The sequence below is a fragment of the Mucilaginibacter phenanthrenivorans genome, assembly GCF_024721155.1.
GTDB lineage: Bacteria > Bacteroidota > Bacteroidia > Sphingobacteriales > Sphingobacteriaceae > Mucilaginibacter > Mucilaginibacter phenanthrenivorans.
In genome coordinates this window covers 235571-256447 of sequence record NZ_JAHVAP010000001.1, presented here as the reverse complement: position 1 = coordinate 256447, position 20877 = coordinate 235571, and the positions used below count along the sequence as shown (strand labels likewise).

The window sequence follows — 20877 nt, the reverse complement described above, 5'->3', positions numbered from 1 at the left end:
TTCCAAAGCGTTCCATTTTTACAAGTGGAACACCTGGAACAAAGTGAAACATTCTGATTATTAGATCATTCCGATTTTCACTTAAAATGCAATTGTCCGAAATCAATTATCAAAAATTGGTATCTGGCGGTTTCGATCACCGTAAGGCAATGAATTATTATAAAGTTTTTTTAAGGAATAAACTTCAACTGCTGTACAGATATAAACTTCAGGATGCCATTGAGGGCATAAGTTCCGCAGCAAGTGCTGAAACCCAGCTATTAAATAATTCCGCTTCAAGTTCAACGGCTTTTTGCGCATGTTGCTCCCATTGGGGCGAAAAGCTTTTAAGCTGGTTGATCATTTCCTCCAAATGCCCCTCTTCCTCCAAAATGATCGACTTAACATTTACCTTGCTATTCGATTTGTCCAATTCATCCTGGTATATCGGATAAAGCTCATCGGCCCTAACTTCAATAGCATAAGTAACCAGCAGGTAGGCGGCGAAGCGCAGCTCCTTACCAGAAAGATTTAGTTCCTGCTTTAAATACCTGCTTACCAGTACGTCCAGCTGGTTAAGGTAATATTTGCTGTAGGTTGGAGCCAACAAAAACTCGGGAGCGTAAGTTGGACAATCGCCCTTGGTTTTTTCTATTTGCTTTTTCAGGTAGAAAGCATGTCGATGTTCCTCGGCAGCATGCTTTAAAATAATGTAGGTAACGGTCTGCGGATCCTCACTAGCAGAAATCTTGCGCGCACCTGTATTTTCCATTAATGACAACGTATTTAACCATTTGGAATGCAGTACGTTATCATTGACTATTAAAGGTAAAATTTTATTTAATTCCATAGTTTAGTTCTTTGATTCCACCGATTTGAGGGCGATTACACTGATTTATTAATCGGTGTAATCTTTCACCCAATCAGTGTAATCCTAATTAAATTTCTTGGAGCGCCTGCTCAATTTTATTGTAGATGTAACTCAATTCTTCGTCCGTTATACAATACGGCGGTAAAATGTAAATAGTATTTCCAAGCGGACGTAAAATTATTCCGGCATCTAAAAAATACTGGTACAGGGTATCCCTCAATGAGTTAAAGTACGAGGTATTATTGCCCGTCTCCCACTCCATCGCCAATATAGTCCCAGTTTGGCGAATTGTTTTTATTTTAGGGTGATGTTGAATTTTCAGTAAAAACTCGCTGTGTGATTTAACAATCCTTTCAATATTCTCTTTAGTCGATGGCTCCGTAAACAAATCCATGCTTGCCAGTGCGGCGGCACACGCTACCGGGTTAGCGGTAAACGAATGCCCATGAAATAAAGTTTTTAGCTTATCATCCGAAAGAAAGGCGTCATAAATCTCCTTGCTACAGGTTGTAACACCCAGCGCCATGGTGCCACCTGTTAAGCCTTTTGAAAAGCACATAATATCCGGCTGTACCATTACGTGATCGCAGGCAAATGATTTCCCTGTACGACCAAATCCGGTAAAAACCTCATCGTCAATCATCAAAACACCTTCCTTCCGGCAATGCGCCATCAACTCGTTCAGGTATTTAGCCTCATACATGATCATGCCGCCCGCGCCTTGTACCAATGGTTCAAATATAAAACACGCCAGTTCAGATTTGAGATCTGAGATCTGAGATTTGATACTTTCGATATTCCCGTTATTTGGCAAATCAATAAACTCAACCTCAAACAGTAATGAATCAAATGCGGCAGTAAAAGCACTTCGGCCGCTTACCGCCATCGCACCGAAGGTATCGCCATGATAGGCATTGTTAAACGCAAGGATCTTTGTTTTTCCCTTACCCTTATTGTGCCAGTATTGCAGGCACATCTTAATGGCCACCTCAATGGCCGTTGAACCATTATCAGAATAAAACACTTTTTCCTGGCTGGCAGGCAACAACTTAAGTAAGCGTTCCGCTAATTCAACTGCGCCCTCATGGGTAAAACCGGCGAAGATCACGTGTTCCAGTTTAGTTAGCTGTTCGGCTACCTTTTTAGCGATGTGCGGATGTGCATGTCCGTGGATATTTACCCACCAGGATGATACCGCATCAATATATTTCTTCCCGTTTTCGTCGAACAAACAAGTGCCTTCACCGCGTACTATCGGTACAGGCGGCAGCGCGGTTTGCATTTGAGTATAGGGATGCCATATTGCTTTTAAATCTCTCTCAACCAGGCTCATATGTTATTTATTAAAAGCTTTACCACATGTTTATCTGTCGGAAAAATAAATTCATCCGGCTGCAATTCATCCAGCTTAACAAGGCGGAATGATTGTAACACCTCTCCGTCCCCGTCAAAATCAAACTGAACTGTTTTTATGGCAAAATTAATAGGATCAACGTTTTTAACAACGTAATAAACACTGACGATCTGCGATTCATTAAATGCCGATTTTACGAAGAAATCGGTGGTGTAAAAATGGCTAACCACCTCGACATTGATATTGCATTCCTCTACAAACTCACGTTTAAGGCCGTCAATGAGCCCCTCTCCAAATTCCAGTCCACCGCCAGGGAACTTGGTAAACTGCATGCCATATTCCTGCTCATCGCTTATCAGTACTTCATTGGCATCGTTTATTAAAATGCCATACACACGCACGTTAAATGGGTACATTATTCAAAGTGTTTTTTATTTCGGATGATCTTATCCATCGTCCACGTTATATCTTCTGTTTTTGCCTCGCTCCTGATGGGGCAATTAGGCATATTGCAATAGTGACAACACTCAGGTAAACATGGGTCTGCATGAATAAAGAGCTCCGTTTTTGTTACTTCCCTGTTGATAAGCCTGTCAACCGATTTAACCTCCTCATGAACCCTGTTAAGATCAAAATAGTTTGGCAAGGTTAAATGGCAATCGATATGCAATTCATTGCCGTATTTCTGTGCACGAAAATTGTGAATATCTATCCATGAGTCCTTCCGCTTTTCATTCAAAACCTTTACCAGTTCGGTTACCACATCAAAATCGGCCTCATCCATTAAGCCAGATACAGACCGGCGTACAAGTTTATAGCCGCTAAACAAAATATACAAAGCTACTAATATTGATAGCGCACTATCCAGCCATAATATTTTTGTAAAATGAATAAGCAGCAAACCCACCACCAGACCAATACTGGTTACCATATCAGCCAGCAGGTGCCTGCCATCGGCTTCAATAGTTATTGATGGCAACAACTTGCCCCTTTTTATCATATAGTAACCTAAGCCACCATTTATAACACCTGTTATGCCTATAATTATTGCGCCTGTTAACAGATCGTGAATTGCAGCCGGGTAAAATATACCGTAAACAGATTTTACAATGATGATGATTGCGGCAATAGCAATAAGCGATCCCTCTATAAAAACTGAGAAATATTCAACTTTACCATGTCCATAAGGGTGATTTTCATCCCGTGGCTGGGCAGCGAGGTAAATGCTAAAAAATGCAAAGGAACTGGCCAAAACGTTAACAATGCTTTCGGCAGCATCGGTAAGTACAAAATTTGAAGCGGTTAAAAAATAGGCGCCGAATTTCGCCAGCATCAGGACTATTCCAACTATTAATGCTATTAGTATGATCCTTTTCTGTTCTTTCAAAACGACGGGTATTTGCGGGCAAAAATAGGCTTTTTATGCGTTATGTAAATATTAATTGCCGTTTGATGGTTAAAAGAAAGGAAGCAATTGAGCTATAATGGTTTCAATTTTTTGTAGAGACGCAAAATATTGCGTCTCCCGCTTAAAAGATCATCGCCATCCAATTCTGTTGACTGTGTTCTCCCTGGAAACCTGGGATACCTTTCGCGCAAGAGACGCAAAATATTGCGTCTCTACATTTCATTTAAATTACATAAAGATTTAACAGTTTCGTAACGTACCAACCAAGCAGATTTAGATTTTAATTATAAAAATTAAAAATCGGCTTTAATATTAAATCTTTTGCAAAATTCAGCGCTGAATAGTAGCGTTTTTCAGTGGATGTATTGTTATTGATTGAAGACTAATTACTTCGAACTTAGGACTTTTTCTATATTTGCCGCGCAATAATTAAAAACAATATGAGTACATTAAGTAACAGGATCAATAACCTGTCGGAATCAGCGACTATCAAGATGGCCAAAATGGGCCGCGAACTTGCCGCGAAGGGTGTAGATGTGATCAGCCTTAGCTTTGGCGAACCGGATTTTCATACCCCTGAGCACATAAAGGAAGCTGCCAAGCAGGCCATGGATAAAAACCTTACCTATTATACTCCGGTATCGGGCTATCCTGATCTTCGTAAGGCGGTATCAGCCAAGTTAAAGAACGAGAATGGCCTGGATTATGATTTCAGCCAGATAGTTGTTTCGACCGGTGCTAAACAAGCTATTGCCAATGCGGTTTTATGCCTGGTTAACCCGGGTGATGAAGTTATTATCCCTACCCCTTATTGGGTATCGTACAGCGAAGTTGTTAAGCTTGCTGAAGGTGTAAGTGTATTTATTGAAGCTCCAGTTGAGCAGGATTTCAAGATCACTCCTGAACAGCTGGAAGCAGCCATCACTCCTAAGACAAAATTATTCATGTTCTCGTCGCCATGTAACCCTACCGGCAGCGTTTACAGCAAAAGCGAACTGGAAGGACTTGCTAAGGTGTTTGAAAAAAATCCTGAGATCTATATTCTTTCTGACGAGATTTATGAGCACATCAACTTTGTTGACAAACACGAATCAATTGCACAGTTCGATTATATAAAAGACCGTGTGATCATTATAAACGGCTGGTCGAAGGCGTTTGCCATGACTGGCTGGAGAATTGGCTATACTGCTTCGAACATCGAGATTGCAAATGCTTGTGATAAAATGCAGGGCCAGATAACTTCTGGTACTTGTTCAATTACACAGCGTGCGGGTGTTGCAGCTTATGAAGGCGGACTGGAAAGCGTTTTAGAAATGCGTGCGGCCTTTAAAAAACGCCGTGACCTGGTTTATGGCTTATTGAAAGAGATTGATGGCGTAAAGGTAAACTTACCCGAAGGCGCATTTTACTTCTTCCCTGATGTTACTTCATTCTTCGGCAAAAGCTATAACGGCAAAACCATCAATGATGCCGATGAGCTTGCAATCTACCTTTTAGAAGAAGGCCACGTTGCTACTGTAGGTGGTGATTCATTCGGCGATAAAAAATCGATCCGCATTAGCTACGCTGCTGCCGAAGATAAATTGATCGAGGCGGTAAGAAGGATAAAAGAAGCTTTAGGAAAGTTGTCTTAGGGATTAGAGACTTGTTAATTAGAGATTAGGTAACTTCGCTCTTAAATAAAAAGAAAGCCTTCGCAAATTTGCGAAGGCTTTCCTTTTTATTGTTATTAATATCTGGTTAACTAATCTCGGAGATCAGCTAATCTCTAATCTCAAATTAACTAAGCTCTAACTTACAAGCCAAAGCCATAAGCCACACGTAAGCCAACTATACCATAGTTAACGTCTTGTCCTGAATAGTTTTCGTAACGTACACCAACATCCCAGTGTTTATTTGCATAACCAATACCCGGAGTTAATAAAAGTTTAGTGTTCGTTTGTGAATCTAAATTATCAGGTTCTCCTTGGTAAGCAAAAGTCTTGGTTTCGATACCAACACCCGCTTCACCTGCTAAATATAAATTTTGAGTGAAGAAGTATTTAACACCAGCTTTAATTGGCACCATGCCCAATGATTGATATTTTTCATTCAATCCGGGAACGGTTTTACCAAAGAAATTATAATAACCTGATGTTAAAGTCAATGCAACAGTTGGCGTAAGTCCGTATTGTACTCTTGCAGTACCGCCTAGTTCCAAATTGGAAAAGTCATGCGCATCGCCTGTTACTATACCACCTTCAACACCCAGTCCGAAACGGAATTTGTTAGGGGTGATTGTTTGGGCTTTAACATTTGTTCCGAATAATATAGCTACTGCAAATAGTGCGGAAGCTAAAAGTTTTGTTAAATTTTTCATTGTTGTGTTTTTCATTTAAGTGTGAAATAATAGATAATTCTATACACACCCGCTAAACAAATACTTTGCCACCGTGCCAATATCTATGTCGGTTTTATGTAAAACAAGTCTCAAAATTCATAATCAACATACTTTATTAACAATTGTTAACTCCTTACTTACTGATAATCAGTTGACTTTTTAACTTTAATAGTTAGGAAGGTATGTTAACAACTTATTGACTGCAACCTGGCACTAAGGCAAGTCACTTCAGTTTATAAATTTAATTTTAACGATAAAATTGCAGGGTAAAAAGGTCAAAATTGTACGGTGTAACGAACGATTGGGGGTTAGAGATTAGAGGCCAGAGATTAGTGATTAGTTGCCATTCCGCAATAAAAAAGCTTTTCATGCTAAGCCGGGGTTAGAGATTAGAGGCTGGAGATTAGAGATTAGTTGCCATTTCGGCAATAAAAAAAGCTTTTCACTCTAAGCCGAAGCGTAGGATGAAAAGCTCTCTATTACTTTAGTATTTACTTTTTTACGATTGAGGATCCACTTCGGGGTCTGGTTTATAGTTTTTCTCCAGTTCAGCAAGCTTTTCCTTACCGTAGGCAAACTTGGTTATGATATAAAACAAAACCGGTACTATAAAAATCGCAAATGAGGTAGCAGTAAGCATCCCTCCGAACACAGTCATCCCGATTGTCTTTCGGGCCTGGGCTCCCGCCCCGGATGCAAAAACGAGCGGAAGTACGCCGAAGATGAATGCCAGCGATGTCATCAGGATTGGTCGTAAGCGCAAGCGAACTGCATCCAATGTAGCCTTTTCAAGTTCCATACCGCGGTCAACACGCTCCTTGGCAAATTCTACAATCAAAATGGCATTCTTAGCTGCCAGTCCTATCAATGTAATTAAACCGATCTGGGCATATACGTTATTAGTAAGTGATGGATTAAGGGATAAAAACAAAATCGCCCCAAACGCACCCAGAGGTACCGCCAGCAACACCGAAAACGGAACCGACCAACTTTCATATAATGCTGCAAGGAACAGGAATACAAAGCCAATAGAAAGCATAAAAATGTAGATGGTTTTAGAACCTGATAACAATTCTTCACGACTTAGCCCCGAAAACTCATATCCATAGCCCTGCGGTAAGGTACTGTCGGCCACTTGTTTCAACGCTGTTAAGGCATCGCCGCTACTATACCCATCCTTAGGGCTACCATCAATTTCCGCAGATCTGAATAAGTTATAATGCGATATCAATGGCGCGTTCTCAATTACCTTGTAGGATGTAAGCGTACTCAACGGCACCATCCCCCCCGCCTGGTTGCGTACGAAGTATTGGCCTATGTTATCAATATTTGTACGATAATTGGTATCCGCCTGTGCCAATACGTGGAAATTTCGACCGTAAATAGTAAAGTCGTTAATAAAAATACTTCCCATGTAGGTTTGCAGTGCGTTGTTGATATCACTTATGGCTACACCCAAACGTTTGGCCTTTTCACGATCAATAGTGAGCTGGTAAGCAGGCGTGCTTGCTGTAAAGAAAGAAAATGCTCTGCCAATTTCCGGCCGCTTGTTGATAGCTGCCGTAAGTGTTTTAAGCACCTTTTCAAAGTTCTTAATATCTCCGCCGGCTTCTTTTTCCTCTAATATAAAGGAGAATCCGCCCGTGCTTCCCAAACCAGGAATTGCGGGCGGCTGAATAGCCACAACGTTGGCTTCCTTAAACTTCGACAAGCTTTTTTGCAGGTTAGCTATAATTGCTCCTATCTGCGTTTGAGCTGTTTTTCGTTCGTCCCATGGTTTAAGCTGAACGAATATGGTGGCGCTGTTTGACTTACTGGCAAAGCTCACCGCATTTAAACCACCAAGTGCTGCGTAATGCAGGATGCCGGGAACTCGGCTGATGGAATCCATCATTTCGTGTAAAACAGCTACTGTTCTTTGCGTTGATGATGCTTCGGGGAGATCGTAGGTGACATAAATTCGGCCGTCATCTTCCAGCGGAATAAACCCGCTTGGCTTACCTTTAAATAACAAGATGGTGCCTGCCACTATACACACCAAAATAATAATCACAAATTTTGAGTGCTTGATACTTTTATCAACCCCGTTTCTGTACCTGCCGGTCCAGCGATCAAACCATTGATTAAACTTAAAGAAGAATTTATTTAGTCCTCTTGATTTATCGTCAATTTTATGCGGGCGTAAAATGAGCGTACATAACGCAGGTGTTAAAGACAAGGCCACAAATGCAGAGATCAATACAGAAATTGCAATGGTTATCGCGAACTGCTGGTATAGTCGCCCTACAATACCAGGTATAAACCCTACCGGAACAAATACAGCCGCCAATATCAACGCAATAGCTATAACGGGTGCCGAAATATCGCGCATGGCATGTACCGTTGCCTCCTGGGGCGACATGCCCTTTTCATCCATATAATGCTGCACCGATTCAACCACTACAATGGCGTCATCAACCACAATACCAATAGCCAGCACGAATCCAAACAGGGTTAACGTATTAATAGTAAAATGCAGCGGGATAAAGAATATAAACGTCCCGATAATTGACACAGGAATCGCCAGTACCGGAATAAGCGTTGTACGCCAGCTTTGCAAAAACAAAAACACCACCACTATTACCAGTAGCAATGCAATTATCAATGTTTCAACCACCTCGTGCAATGATACCTTTACCACGGTGATAGATTCAAACGGCACCACATAATCCACATCTGATGGAAACGCTTTTTTTAGTTCGTTCATCGTGGCATAAACAGCATCCGCTGTTTCAATGGCGTTACTGTTAGGTGCCTGGTATATTAACAGGTATGAAGCTCTTTTACCGTCAACAAACGAATTACCCGCATAGTTAAACTTACCCAACTCAACACGCGCAACATCTTTTAAATGAACAATCGCCCCCGTGCTTGGAATTGTCTTTACAATAACATTAGCAAATTCCTCTGGCTTTGATAAGCGGCCCTTTACTAATACCGTATATTCAAAAGATTGTGCTTTTTCCTGCGGAGTTGATCCTACCGTACCGGCAGCAACCTGGGCGTTCTGTTCGTTTAATGCGTTGGTTACGTCAGCAGCTGTCATCCCAAGGGCCGCAAGCTTATCCGGTTTTAGCCAGATTCGCATACTAAAATCATCGGCACGGGTAAAAACGTCACCCACACCTTTGGTACGCAGGAGCGCATCCTTTATAAAAATATTGGTGTAATTATCCATAAACGTAACATCATGCGTCCCCTTCGGGGCAAACATGGCTACCAGCATCAATATGCTCGGATTACGTTTACGTACCGTTAAACCCAGGCGCTGTACGTCCTGCGGCAAGGTTGGAGTTGCAATACCAACGCGGTTCTGCACATCAAGGGCAGCTATGTTGATATCGGTACCTACTTCAAAGTTGGCCGTCATGGTCATCTGTCCATTGCTGGTACTGTTACTTTGCAGGTAAGTCATCCCTGGGGTACCGTTAACCTGAACTTCAATTGGTGTAGCAACAGTTTGTTCCACCGTTAATGCATCTGCTCCACTATAAGTACCTGTAATCTGTACAGTTGGCGGGGTAATTTCAGGATACTGGCCTATCGCCAGGCTATTTATGGATAAAATACCAACTACCACAATTACTATCGAAATAACTATTGCTGTAACCGGTCGTTTTATAAAAGTATCTGCGATCATTCGTTTGTGTTTAGAAAAGAAATAATTTATTCTTCTGTACCGTTCCTAATGCAATAAGCCTATTGCTTGGCTTTTTTTCCGACAGCTCCCGGTTGCACAGGTATTCCCAACGTAATTTTACCACTATCGCGCAAGCGTTGAAATCCGTCTGTTATTACTTTGTCGCCTGGCTCAATGCCCGACAATACCACAATATCAGTTCCTATATGCGGGCCTAATTTTACTTTACGCTGCAAGGCAATTGTATCCTTTGTAACAAACACAAAAAACTCACCCATATTTTCAGATACGGATTTGTAGGGAATTTGAAGCCTGTTGCCCGATTCACTGTTCAATACATTTAATACGCAGCTCATCCCATCCTTCAGTACATCGTTCTGGTTAGGAAATTCAATCCTTACCTTAATAGTACCGGTTTGGTTATTTACACCGCGATCAATTGCACGCACTTTACCGGCCTGGTTGTAGGTGATCCCACCAGACAGTTGCAGCTTGAATGTTGAATCGGTGCTCTTTTTTTGAAGCCCATAGAAACGGTTAATATCCTGCTCGTTAATTACAACATCCACCGCAATTGGGTGTTCGCTTGATATTGTATTCAGTAAAGTAGTTCCGGGCGAAACTTGTGCCCCCAGTTTAACCTGCGAAATACCTATTCGACCGGTAAACGGCGCTACTATTGTGGCGTATGAAAGATCGGTTTTTGCTGATGCCACAGCAGCTTTGGCTACGGCTACCTGGCTTTGGCTGCTTGCGTAAGTAGCTTCAGCCTGGTCCACAGTCTGGCGGGCAACAGCATCGTTTTTCAAAAGCATGTTATACCTGTCAATATCCTTTTGTGATTTTACAAGATTCGCCTGTGCGCTTGACAAGTTAGCCAATGCCTGTTCATAGGCATCGAGAAACTTGCGGCGGTCTATCTCATATAAGGGCTTACCCTTGGTAACTATTTCACCTTCGTTAAAAAAAATGCCGGTTATAAAGCCGGTAACCTGGCTTCTTAATTCTACAGTATTAAGAGCAACCACTGTGCCCTGGTAGGTATCGTAATAAACAGCTTCGGCTTTTTTGGCTTCGGTAACATTTACGGGAGTTGGCGGCGGTGCGGCATTCAGCGCTGCCTTGTCCTTAGTGTGACATGCTGACCATAACAACATACAAACCGTTCCTGTTAATAGTATATCTCTTGTTTTCATATTTAATTTAGTTGAGGGGATAAGGTGCCAAGTGATTTCTCCAGGTCAATTTTGCTTGATAGCAGTTGGAACAATGCATTATAATAATTTAGTTCAGCAGTGCGCAGGTCTGATTGCGCCACAATTACGTCGAGGTAAGTTTTTATTCCCTCCCGGTATTGCAGGCTAACTACTTTATAAACATCCTTTGCAAGGTCAACGTTTTGCCTTACCAATACCCAACTGGTGTAATTGCTTTTATAACCGGCAAGCGCCTGCACATATTCTGTGTTAATAGTGTTTGCCGAATTTTCGAGGTCAAGATCAGTACGGTTCACCTGTAAACGCGCCTTTGCTAAATTTTGAAGACGTTTAGTCCCCTGGAAAATAGGTATTGATAATGACAGGCCCGCGTAAGCATTAGGATACGAGTTATTATAAAGGTTGCTGAACTTATCGCTTAAATAAATCCAGTTATAACTTCCAACTGCAGATAACGATGGCAAAAAACCGTATTTATAATAGGCCACATTCACAATTTCGAGGTTTTTACTTGATTGCAGCAATCGGTACTCAATGCGGTTATTTACGTCGAGTCTTTGGTTGGTATCGATAGTTGCCTCCTGTTCATACCGGGTTGAATCGTATGATAGAATTAAATTATGCCCTGCCGAGATGCCCATTATTTGCTTCAGATATGCCTCCTTGCTATTAATAGCTTCGGCTGTTTGTTTGCGGCTTGCCAATGAATTATTCAGGGAGATGGTTGCCTGTTTATAATCTATTTTATCTGAAACACCGGCCTGGTACCTGTTATAAGCATCCTTTAAGCTGCGTTGCAGCCTGGCAATGTCCTCATTTAAAATTTCAAGTTGTTTTTGCGACAGCAACACATCAAAAAAGGCCTTGCTCACATCCGACACTACATTTATCTGGCTGCTTAAAATATTCTCTTTATAATATTGCCGTGAATATTTAGCTGCCTTAGCTGCCTGCAATACATCACTGTTATAAATAACCTGGCTGGCTTGTAATCCCAGCGTCGAGAATTCATCATTTCTTACGCCGGAAGTTGTTGTTGTTGTAGTGGTGGTAGAGTTGCTTGCTGCGGGTGAGCCCTTAAAATAATGCTGGTACTCGCCCGAACCATTTACCTGGGGCAACCAGGCGGAAAGGCCAATTTTAATATCCCGTTCGTTTATTTGCTCGTCAATAGCGGCCTGGCGTACTGCGGGCTGGTTATGCAATGCAAACAGAACGCATTGTTTCAAGGTTATTACGGTATCTGTGTTAGCTTGAGCAAAACTAAAAACTGGCACAAATAATGTTAGGCTAAATATAAATAAGTAGAGGGGTTTTTTCATATTGTGATGCGTCGTCCTGTTGTTAACAAAATTTATTGACAAAGGTTGCCGGTATTTTTTATTTTTCATAAGGATATGCTAATATGGTTACATTTATACCGCGTTTTAAACAGGCAACAAAATTTTTACGCTATAATGTCATAAAACCCACAATTACACGGCGTTTTTAAAGTTTTTATAAAAAAATGAAAAATAGAGACACTAAATAACTAAAAAATTTAATTAATTTGCCGATTCAGAACGCATATGCTTTTGACGTAATTAAAAAAATTACACACTAAATACGAGAAATAACCTAATTCATGGTATTTTTACAAAAAATTTAAGCAGGGTTAATACATGGTTAAAAGACTACATGAGAAGATTGCACAGTTCCAGGATGCCAACCTAATCCGGGAAATGGGCCTATATCCTTATTTCAGACCTATTGAGTCTGGTCAGGATACAGAAGTATTTATAGATGGCAAACGTGTATTAATGTTTGGTTCCAATTCATATTTAGGATTAACAAGCCATCCTAAAATTAAGGAAGCATCAAAAAAGGCAATTGATAAATACGGAACGGGCTGTGCAGGATCGAGGTTTTTAAACGGAACACTTGATATACATATTGAATTAGAGCAAAGGCTTGCCAAATATGTTCATAAGGAAGCTGCTGTATTATTCAGCACCGGCTTCCAGGTTAACCTGGGTGTGCTTTCGAGCATTACAGGACGCAATGATTATTTAATTTTAGATGAGTATGACCACGCTTCGTTAATTGACGGAAGCCGCCTGTCGTTCTCAAAAGTTATTAAATATTCGCATAACGATATGGATGATCTTCAGCGCAAGTTGAGCATGCTACCGGAAGAAGCTGTGAAGCTGATTGCGGTTGACGGGATCTTTAGCATGGAAGGAGATATAGTTAAACTTCCTGAGATTGTAAAAATTGCAGACCAGTTTGGCGCAAATATCATGGTTGATGATGCCCACAGTTTGGGTGTAATTGGTCACAATGGCGCTGGTACAGCCTCACACTTTGGCCTTACCGACGATGTAGACCTGATTATGGGTACATTCAGTAAATCACTTGCCTCACTGGGTGGCTTTATTGCTGCGGATGCTGATACAATTGATTACCTTAAGCACCGTGCACGTGCATTAATGTTCAGTGCAAGTATGCCGCCGGCATCTGTTGCCAGCGTAATAGCAGCACTAGATATTATCGAATCTGAACCTGAGCGCATTCAAAAACTTTGGGATAATACTAATTATGCCATGAAGCTATTGTTGGAAGAAGGATTCGACCTTGGCCCTACAGAAAGCCCGATATTGCCTATTTATGTGAGAGACAACATGAAAACTTTCCAGGTCACAAGACACCTGCAGGATACCGGCATATTTGTGAACCCTGTTGTTTCACCTGCTGTACCATCTGATTCATCATTACTTCGTTTCTCATTGATGGCGACACATACCTTCGAACAAATTGACGAAGCTGTTGAAAAGATAGCGAAGGCTTTTAAGGAAGTTGGCGTGGTATCGTCAATTAAGGAAAAAATATAAACCGGCCCGTGCCGAACAGCAATAATTTAACGTAACAAAACAAGCATCGCAGGTAGACAAACTATCCGCGATGCTTGTTTACGTTTTAAATATATAGTATTAGAACTACTCATCCCGATGAAAAAAATAGTACAGGTTGAATCGAAAAAAGAACTTGGAAAATTTATTGATTTTCCCCACGATCTTTATAAGGACGATCCCAACTATGTTCCGGAATTATTTATTGCGCAACGGGATCTGTTGACCATCCATCCCTTTCATAAACACAATACGCTCCAGGCTTTTTTAGCTTATGATGACGACAAGATAGTGGGCCGTATAGCTGCAATCCTTAATAATAGCCACAACGAGTACAACAAACGCAACGATGGCTTTTGGGGCTTTTTTGATTGCATAAATGACCAGGAAACCGCAAACCTGCTTTTTGAAACGGCCACCAATTGGCTCAAGGCAAAAGGTGTGGATCAAAAATTTATCGGCCCGGTAAACTTTTCGACTAATGAGGCATCTGGCTTGTTAATTAAAGGTTTCGACAGCCCGCCGATGTTGATGATGACCTATAATTATCCCTACTACATCGACTTGATTGAAAATGCAAAATTCGAAAAGCAAATAGATCTTATAGCCTGGCATTGGGATGGTGATGGATATGACGATAAATCAATTCGTTTGTTAGGCGCCCTGCAGGAAAGGCTTAAGCGTAACAACATCGTTATCCGTAAAGTTAACCTTAAGGATTTCAAGAACGAGGTTGCCAAGGTTCGCGAGGTTTACAACTCTGCGTGGGATCAAAACACAGGATTCGTACCATTTACCGATGAGGAATTTGACTACCTGGCAAAGGATTTGAAAATGATCCTTGATGAGGATTTTGTTTGGGTTGCTGAGCAGGACAATAAAATTGTAGGTTTTGGCTTAGCGCTACCGAATTATAACGAGATCTTCCAAAAAATAAAAAAAGGGCGTTTATTACCGACCGGTATCTTCAAACTGTTATTAGGCAAAAAGAATATCAAAAGCATTCGAATTTACGCCTTAGGTGTTGTTGACGGCTACCGTAAAATGGGCATTGAGGCTTGTTTATATGGATCCATCATAGCCGCTTACAAACGCAAAGGGCTGCTGCACGCTGAAGCGGGCTGGACGCTTGAAAACAACGTATTGATAAACGAGGCGATAAAAGCCATTAAGGGTGATCCTTATAAAACATACCGAATATACGAAAAGGACATATGAAGCAACGGGTTTTAATAACCGGCGCAAGCGGATTTGTTGGTTACCACCTTATTGAAGAAGCGCTAAAAAACAACCTGGAAGTTTTTGCTGCCGTTCGCAAAAGCAGCAAAATTGATCACTTAAAAGGCCTGGATATTAATTATACCTATCCTGATTTTACCAGCCTGCAGGCGCTAAAGGAAAATATGATCGAAAATAAATACGATTATGTCATCCACGCCGCAGGTGTTACAAGGGCAAGATCAGTTGAAGAATATAATACTATAAATGCCGACTACACTTACAACCTTGCATTGGCGGCGGTTGAAAGTAATATCAGCTTAAAAAAATTTGTGCTGGTAAGCAGCCTGGCGGCAATTGGACCGCTTAATGATTTGAATGGAATAATTACCGGGAACACTACCCCTAACCCGGTTACTGCTTATGGCAGGAGTAAATTGCTTGCCGAAGAAAAGTTAAAAAGCATCGACGGACTAAACTATACCATATTGAGACCGACGGGTGTATATGGCCCGCGTGACAAGGACATTTTTATCTTTTTTAAGCAGGTAAGCAAACGGTTTGAACCTTATATAGGCAATATTGAACAAAATTTAAGCTTAATATATGTAACCGATTTGGCAAAAGTCGCTATTAAAGCGCTTTACGTAGGTAACAAATTAGCATACAATTTAAGCGACGGCAATTTTTACAGTCGTTATGAGTTAGGTAATATTACAAAGCAAGTGCTGAAGTTAAAAACCTTTAAAATTCATTTGCCTGTAAACTTTGTAAAATTAATAGCTAACATAGCCGAAAAAATTAGTTCTTTGCGCAACCAAGCCGCCGTGTTGAATGTGGAAAAGCTGAACGAACTGATGGCGATCAACTGGAATTGCGATATTACCCCGGCAAAGGTTGATTTAGGTTTTGACCCGGTTTATGATTTAAAGGCCGGAGTGAACGAAACATTAAAATGGTACAAAGCCAATAAATGGCTGTAAGAATAAATACACTATAATAATTAAATATGAAAACTAATATTACGCCAGCGAATGGTAAATTAGGTATTTTAATTCCGGGGTTAGGAGCCGTGGCTACTACAATGATTGCCGGTGTTGAGGCCGTAAAAAAAGGAATTTCTCAACCTATTGGCTCTCTTACCCAAATGGGAAGCATACGTTTAGGAAAAAGGACCGAAAACCGTTATCCAAAAGTAAAAGACTTTGTGCCTCTGGCTAAACTGCAGGATATCGTATTCGGTGGATGGGATGTATATTCTGACAACGTTTATGAAGCTGCTACAAACGCAAAGGTTCTTGACGCAGGTCTGTTAAACCAGGTGAAAGCTGAGTTAGAAGTTGTTGTGCCGATGAAAGCGGCATTTGATAAAAACTACGCTAAAAATTTAATTGGTACTCACGTTAAAACCGGTACCCGTTATGAAATGGCGCAGGAAGTAATGAATGACATTACCACCTTTAAAGAAAAAAACGGTTGCGACCGTATAGTTCTAATCTGGTGCGGATCAACTGAAATATACTACGAGGCTACAGAGATCCATCAAACACTTGCTGCTTTTGAGCAGGCTTTGCTGGATGATGACAAAAGTATTTCGCCAAGTATGATCTACGCTTATGCAGCTTTAAAGATGGGTATTCCGTTTGCAAACGGTGCTCCAAACTTAACTGTTGATATCCCTGCGATGATCGAGCTTGCAAAATTAACTGAAACCCCGATTGCAGGTAAAGACTTCAAAACTGGTCAAACTTTAATGAAGACCATTTTGGCTCCGGGCCTTGCTGCACGTTCACTGGGTGTAAGAGGCTGGTTCTCTACCAACATCCTGGGTAACCGCGATGGTTTAGTATTGGATGATCCGGATAACTTTAAAACAAAGGAAGTTTCAAAACTTGGCGTATTAGAAGACATTTTGCGTCCTGAAGATAATCCTGAATTATATGGCGACTTGTACCACAAAATCCGTATAGATTACTACCCGCCGCATGGCGACAATAAGGAAAGCTGGGACAACATTGATATTTTTGGCTGGTTAGGCTACAAAATGCAGATCAAGATCAACTTCCTTTGCCGCGATTCGATCCTGGCAGCTCCAATCGCTTTGGACTTAGCTTTATTCAGTGACCTTGCAAAAAGATCAGGCATGAGCGGCATCCAGGAATGGTTATCATTCTACTTGAAATCACCGCAAACAGCAGAAGGTTTGCCACCAGAAAATGATATTTTCAAACAATTAATAAAACTACAAAACACTCTGCGCCACTTAATGGGCGAAGATTTGATCACACACCTGGGATTGGATTACTACCAGGAGTTGGTTGATGTGTTATAGTTGAAAATGTTATAAAAGTTGTAAGGGTTGTAAATGTTGAAATTTGATTTTAATATTTATGACCCTTACTTTTGGGAGGTTGAAAGGGTTGTAGATGTTGTAAATGTTAAAAACGAACTATCCTCTGCGGATATTAAAACAACAACTTACCACAACCTTTATAACAATTGCAACCACTACAACTCTTACAACTTCTACAACCCTTACAACTAAAATGCAATTCCACAAACTATTTTCCACAAGCCTTGGTATCGGCTACATAGGCAAGGGCGGCGGCACTGTGGCTGCTGTGTTTTGTTGCATTTGCTGGTATTTAGCTTGGCATGGCACCTTACCTCCTCCCCTGTTACTTTCCGTGATTATCACCGTTATCATTACTGGGGTCGGTGTATGGTCGTCTGGTGTAGTTGAAAAAATTTGGGGCAAAGATCCCAGCCGCGTTGTGATTGACGAAGTGGCCGGTATGTGTATAGGGCTGCTATTTATTCCGGTTGAACTTAAATATGTAATAACCGGCCTTGTGCTTTTTCGTTTTTTTGATATTGTTAAACCACTCTTTATCAAAAAGATGGAACTCCTTCCTGCGGGATGGGGTATCATGATGGATGATGTACTTTCCGGCGTCTATACCAATATCCTCCTGGCAGCTGCAGTTTGGCTAAAAGTATTCTAATGCAATTGTAATGTTACAATTGCAATGCAATCCAAATCCTATATTTGACTTTTTGACCACAATAGTCTGTTAGGTTTTTTTTTACCTTTGGTTTTAATTACAAGGAACACTATTTGCTCGAAATAAGCGTCCCCTAACTTGTTTTTCGGGCAAATGTTTGTGCTTAAATCAATGTTATTAAGCGGAAGCAATATTTGGAGTATTTATTGTTAGCAAATATTGGTTAAAAAGTGTTAAAAAGATGACCGACATATATTTTATAGGTTAAAATTACGTACATCTATAAAATTATGCCCGCACAATGGTAAAAACTACATGAACTATAATTACTTATACAGGAAGCTATTTTTATTGAGCTTCTTTTTACTCTTTACATCTTTACTATTTGCGCAAACTTCAACAGTTGTAAGCGGCATAGTTACCGATGCAAGCAACAAACAGCCGTTACCTTTTGTAACTGTCGCCTTTGCCGGCACATCCATCGGTGCTCCTACTAATAATGATGGTAAATACAGCATCAGCACTGATAATGCTGTCAAGCAGATCAAGGTTTCTTTCGTCGGTTACAAGGATGCGTTTTTGCCTGTTAAACAAGGTGCTACTCAAGTGATAAACATTCGCCTGGTGCCTATTGCAAGTCAGTTAGATGAGGTAGTTGTAAAGTCCGGCAAAAAACCAAAGTATCGCAACAAAGACAACCCGGCTGTTGAGCTGATCCGCAAGGTTATTGAAAACAAGGAAAAAAATCGCCCGGAGAGATATGACTTTGTTGAGTATAAGGAATATGACAAAATGCAATTTTCACTTGCTAACGTGTCACCTACACTCGCCGACAAGAAATTCTTTAGAAAATACGCGTTTGTTATAAACAACCGCGACAGCACTACTGTTCCCGGTAAATCCCTGTTACCTATTTTCCTTAACGAAAAGATTTCCCAATATTACTATCGTAAAAATCCTGAAAAGGAAAAAACAACTATATTAGGTGATAAGAATGTTAATTTCGGCGGATCGGTTGATAGCGAAGGCTTAAGTGCATATTTCAAACACATGTACTACAAGGTAGATATATATGATAATACTATCTTCCTGATGACCAATAACTTCCTGAGCCCAATTGCAGGTTCAGCACCAACGTTTTATAAATTCTTTATTACTGATACCATTGCTTACAAAAATACAAAGCTTGTTGAATTAAGCTTTACGCCGCGAAATACAGCTGATATGCTTTTCGTTGGAAAGCTTTACGTAACACTTGATGGAAATTATGCGGTTGAAAAAGTTGAATTGGGCATTAATAAAAACATCAACCTCAATTTTGTTAATTCCATGAAGGTGAACCAGGAGTTTGAACAAAACCCTGATGGACGCTTCCACCTGAGCAAAAGCACAATGCTGGCTGATTTTGGATTAACGAAAAATAAAAAGGGCGGTTTATTTGGTATAAGAACTATTGTATATGGTAACTACGCCGTTAACGTACCTCATCCCGATACAACTTATCAAAACCAGGAACTTGAAGAGTCGGACGAAGTAAAACACCGTAATGACCAGTTTTGGGCAACAAATCGTTTGGACACACTTACCAGGGCAGAGTCTAAGGTTTATAAAAACGTTGACAGCTTGCGTAACATGCCTTCGTTTAGGCGTACGCTTGATATTGCAACATTATTGTTAGCCGGCTATAAGGGCTTTGGTGGTTTTGAATTGGGCCCTGCAAATACCTTCTATAGCTTTAACCCTGTGGAAGGGTTTAAGCTGCGCGTGGGTGGCCGTACAACGCCCGAATTAAGCAAGCGTTATTACTTTGAAACTTATGGCGCCTATGGCTTCAAAGACGAACGATTTAAATACTTTTTAAGTGCAACCTACTCACTGAATAATAAGTCGATCTATAAGTTCCCGCAGGATTATATACGGATAAGCACACAATATGACACACACATCCCGGGCGCCAATTTGCAGTTTGTTCAGGAGGATAACTTTTTGTTATCGTTTAAGCGTGGCGAAAACGACAAATACTTATATGACCGAAACTACAATTTTGATTATGTACATGAATTTGCCAGTCATTTTTCTTACCATTTAAGCTTCAAACGATTAACACAAGCCCCAGCCGGTTCATTGTATTTCTTAAATACGGTAGGTGATAACACAGCCAACACAGTAAAAGATCTGACAACAAGCGAAGTAGGCCTGAGTCTTAGGTACGCGCCGCACGAACAGTTTTACCAGGGTAAAATATACCGTACTCCTATCCCGGGTAAGTACCCGATATTTTCGCTCGATTATACTGCGGGGTTAAAAAATGTTTGGGGCAGCGGCTATGGCTATCAGAACCTGCATGCAGAAATTGACAAACGTGTTTACCTTTCCATTTTAGGTTATGCCGATGTTACTGTAGAAGCAGGCAAAACATTTGGACAGGTACCTTATCCCCTGCTTGATATCTTCCGTGCCAACCAAACCTACGCTTATGATATTTACTCGTATAACTTAATGAACTTTTTAGAGTTTGTGGGTGATCATTACGAGAGTATAAATATCGATCAGCACTTTATGGGATTTTTCTTCAATAAGGTGCCATTACTTAAGAAATTAAAATGGCGCGAAGTTGCTTCATTAAAGGCAATTTACGGGGGATTGAGTAGCGAAAATAACCCATCGCTTCATCCGTCTTTATATCAGTTTCCGGTAACCGCAGCAGGTGAGCCTATTACTTATGCACTGGGGAAAACTCCTTATGTGGAAGGTAGCGTAGGCATCGAAAATATATTTAAATTTGTGAGGGTTGACCTGGTAAGGCGTTTTACTTACCTCGATCATCCTGATGTTTCACCGTGGGGGGTTCGTGCGAGGGTAAAATTCGATTTTTAAA

Annotated in this window: 16 protein-coding genes; 8 read left to right on the top strand and 8 right to left on the bottom strand. The window is 40.8% G+C overall.

Annotated features, from left to right (window positions below; all coding sequences use genetic code 11):
* Nucleotides 1-208: 208 nt before the first annotated feature.
* From KXD93_RS01170 to KXD93_RS01155, 4 genes are all read right to left on the bottom strand, one after another.
* On the bottom strand, nucleotides 209-829 hold the full coding sequence (locus KXD93_RS01170) for a hypothetical protein (protein WP_258135023.1): 621 nt from the start codon (nucleotides 827-829) through the stop codon (nucleotides 209-211).
* Nucleotides 830-917: 88 nt separating this feature from the next.
* Nucleotides 918-2183 (bottom strand): adenosylmethionine--8-amino-7-oxononanoate transaminase, encoded by a 1266-nt coding sequence (gene bioA, locus KXD93_RS01165; RefSeq protein ID WP_258135022.1) that lies wholly within the window; start codon nucleotides 2181-2183, stop codon nucleotides 918-920.
* Nucleotides 2180-2620, bottom strand: a complete 441-nt coding sequence (locus KXD93_RS01160; protein WP_258135021.1) for an NUDIX domain-containing protein — start codon at nucleotides 2618-2620, stop codon at nucleotides 2180-2182. The genes bioA and KXD93_RS01160 overlap by 4 nt, the downstream gene beginning before the upstream one ends.
* Nucleotides 2620-3591, bottom strand: coding sequence for a cation diffusion facilitator family transporter (locus tag KXD93_RS01155; protein ID WP_258135020.1), 972 nt, complete (start codon nucleotides 3589-3591; stop codon nucleotides 2620-2622). The genes KXD93_RS01160 and KXD93_RS01155 overlap by 1 nt, the downstream gene beginning before the upstream one ends.
* A 461-nt stretch (nucleotides 3592-4052) precedes the next feature.
* Here KXD93_RS01155 and KXD93_RS01150 point away from each other — a divergent pair, with 461 nt between their 5' ends.
* On the top strand, nucleotides 4053-5246 hold the full coding sequence (locus tag KXD93_RS01150; protein ID WP_258135019.1) for a pyridoxal phosphate-dependent aminotransferase: 1194 nt from the start codon (nucleotides 4053-4055) through the stop codon (nucleotides 5244-5246).
* Nucleotides 5247-5407: 161 nt separating this feature from the next.
* On the opposite strand, the gene KXD93_RS01145 is transcribed toward KXD93_RS01150, so the two are convergent.
* The 4 genes from KXD93_RS01145 to KXD93_RS01130 form a co-directional block, all read right to left on the bottom strand.
* Entirely contained in the window at nucleotides 5408-5986 is a 579-nt protein-coding gene (locus KXD93_RS01145) for an outer membrane beta-barrel protein (protein WP_258135018.1), read from the bottom strand.
* Nucleotides 5987-6491: 505 nt separating this feature from the next.
* Complete coding sequence (locus tag KXD93_RS01140; RefSeq protein WP_258135017.1) at nucleotides 6492-9671, bottom strand: efflux RND transporter permease subunit; 3180 nt, start codon at nucleotides 9669-9671, stop codon at nucleotides 6492-6494.
* A gap of 59 nt (nucleotides 9672-9730) precedes the next feature.
* On the bottom strand, nucleotides 9731-10867 hold the full coding sequence (locus tag KXD93_RS01135; protein WP_258135016.1) for an efflux RND transporter periplasmic adaptor subunit: 1137 nt from the start codon (nucleotides 10865-10867) through the stop codon (nucleotides 9731-9733).
* Nucleotides 10868-10869: 2 nt separating this feature from the next.
* On the bottom strand, nucleotides 10870-12117 hold the full coding sequence (locus tag KXD93_RS01130) for a TolC family protein (protein WP_258135015.1): 1248 nt from the start codon (nucleotides 12115-12117) through the stop codon (nucleotides 10870-10872).
* A 432-nt stretch (nucleotides 12118-12549) separates the two neighbouring features.
* Here KXD93_RS01130 and spt point away from each other — a divergent pair, with 432 nt between their 5' ends.
* The 7 genes from spt to KXD93_RS01095 all read left to right on the top strand — a co-directional run bounded on the left by spt (nucleotide 12550) and on the right by KXD93_RS01095 (nucleotide 20876).
* Complete coding sequence (gene spt / locus KXD93_RS01125; RefSeq protein WP_258135014.1) at nucleotides 12550-13758, top strand: serine palmitoyltransferase; 1209 nt, start codon at nucleotides 12550-12552, stop codon at nucleotides 13756-13758.
* A gap of 117 nt (nucleotides 13759-13875) precedes the next feature.
* Nucleotides 13876-14994, top strand: coding sequence for a GNAT family N-acetyltransferase (locus KXD93_RS01120; RefSeq protein WP_258135013.1), 1119 nt, complete (start codon nucleotides 13876-13878; stop codon nucleotides 14992-14994).
* A complete protein-coding gene (locus KXD93_RS01115) occupies nucleotides 14991-15977 on the top strand; it encodes an NAD-dependent epimerase/dehydratase family protein (RefSeq protein ID WP_258135012.1) in 987 nt (328 codons plus the stop codon). The genes KXD93_RS01120 and KXD93_RS01115 overlap by 4 nt, the downstream gene beginning before the upstream one ends.
* A 26-nt stretch (nucleotides 15978-16003) precedes the next feature.
* On the top strand, nucleotides 16004-17326 hold the full coding sequence (locus KXD93_RS01110; protein ID WP_258135011.1) for an inositol-3-phosphate synthase: 1323 nt from the start codon (nucleotides 16004-16006) through the stop codon (nucleotides 17324-17326).
* Between the two features lie 33 nt (nucleotides 17327-17359).
* Complete coding sequence (locus tag KXD93_RS01105; RefSeq protein WP_258135010.1) at nucleotides 17360-17539, top strand: hypothetical protein; 180 nt, start codon at nucleotides 17360-17362, stop codon at nucleotides 17537-17539.
* Between the two features lies 1 nt (nucleotide 17540).
* Complete coding sequence (locus tag KXD93_RS01100) at nucleotides 17541-17999, top strand: phosphatidylglycerophosphatase A family protein (protein ID WP_258135009.1); 459 nt, start codon at nucleotides 17541-17543, stop codon at nucleotides 17997-17999.
* Nucleotides 18000-18314: 315 nt separating this feature from the next.
* Nucleotides 18315-20876 (top strand): DUF5686 and carboxypeptidase-like regulatory domain-containing protein, encoded by a 2562-nt coding sequence (locus tag KXD93_RS01095; RefSeq protein ID WP_258135008.1) that lies wholly within the window; start codon nucleotides 18315-18317, stop codon nucleotides 20874-20876.
* Nucleotide 20877 lies beyond the last annotated feature (1 nt).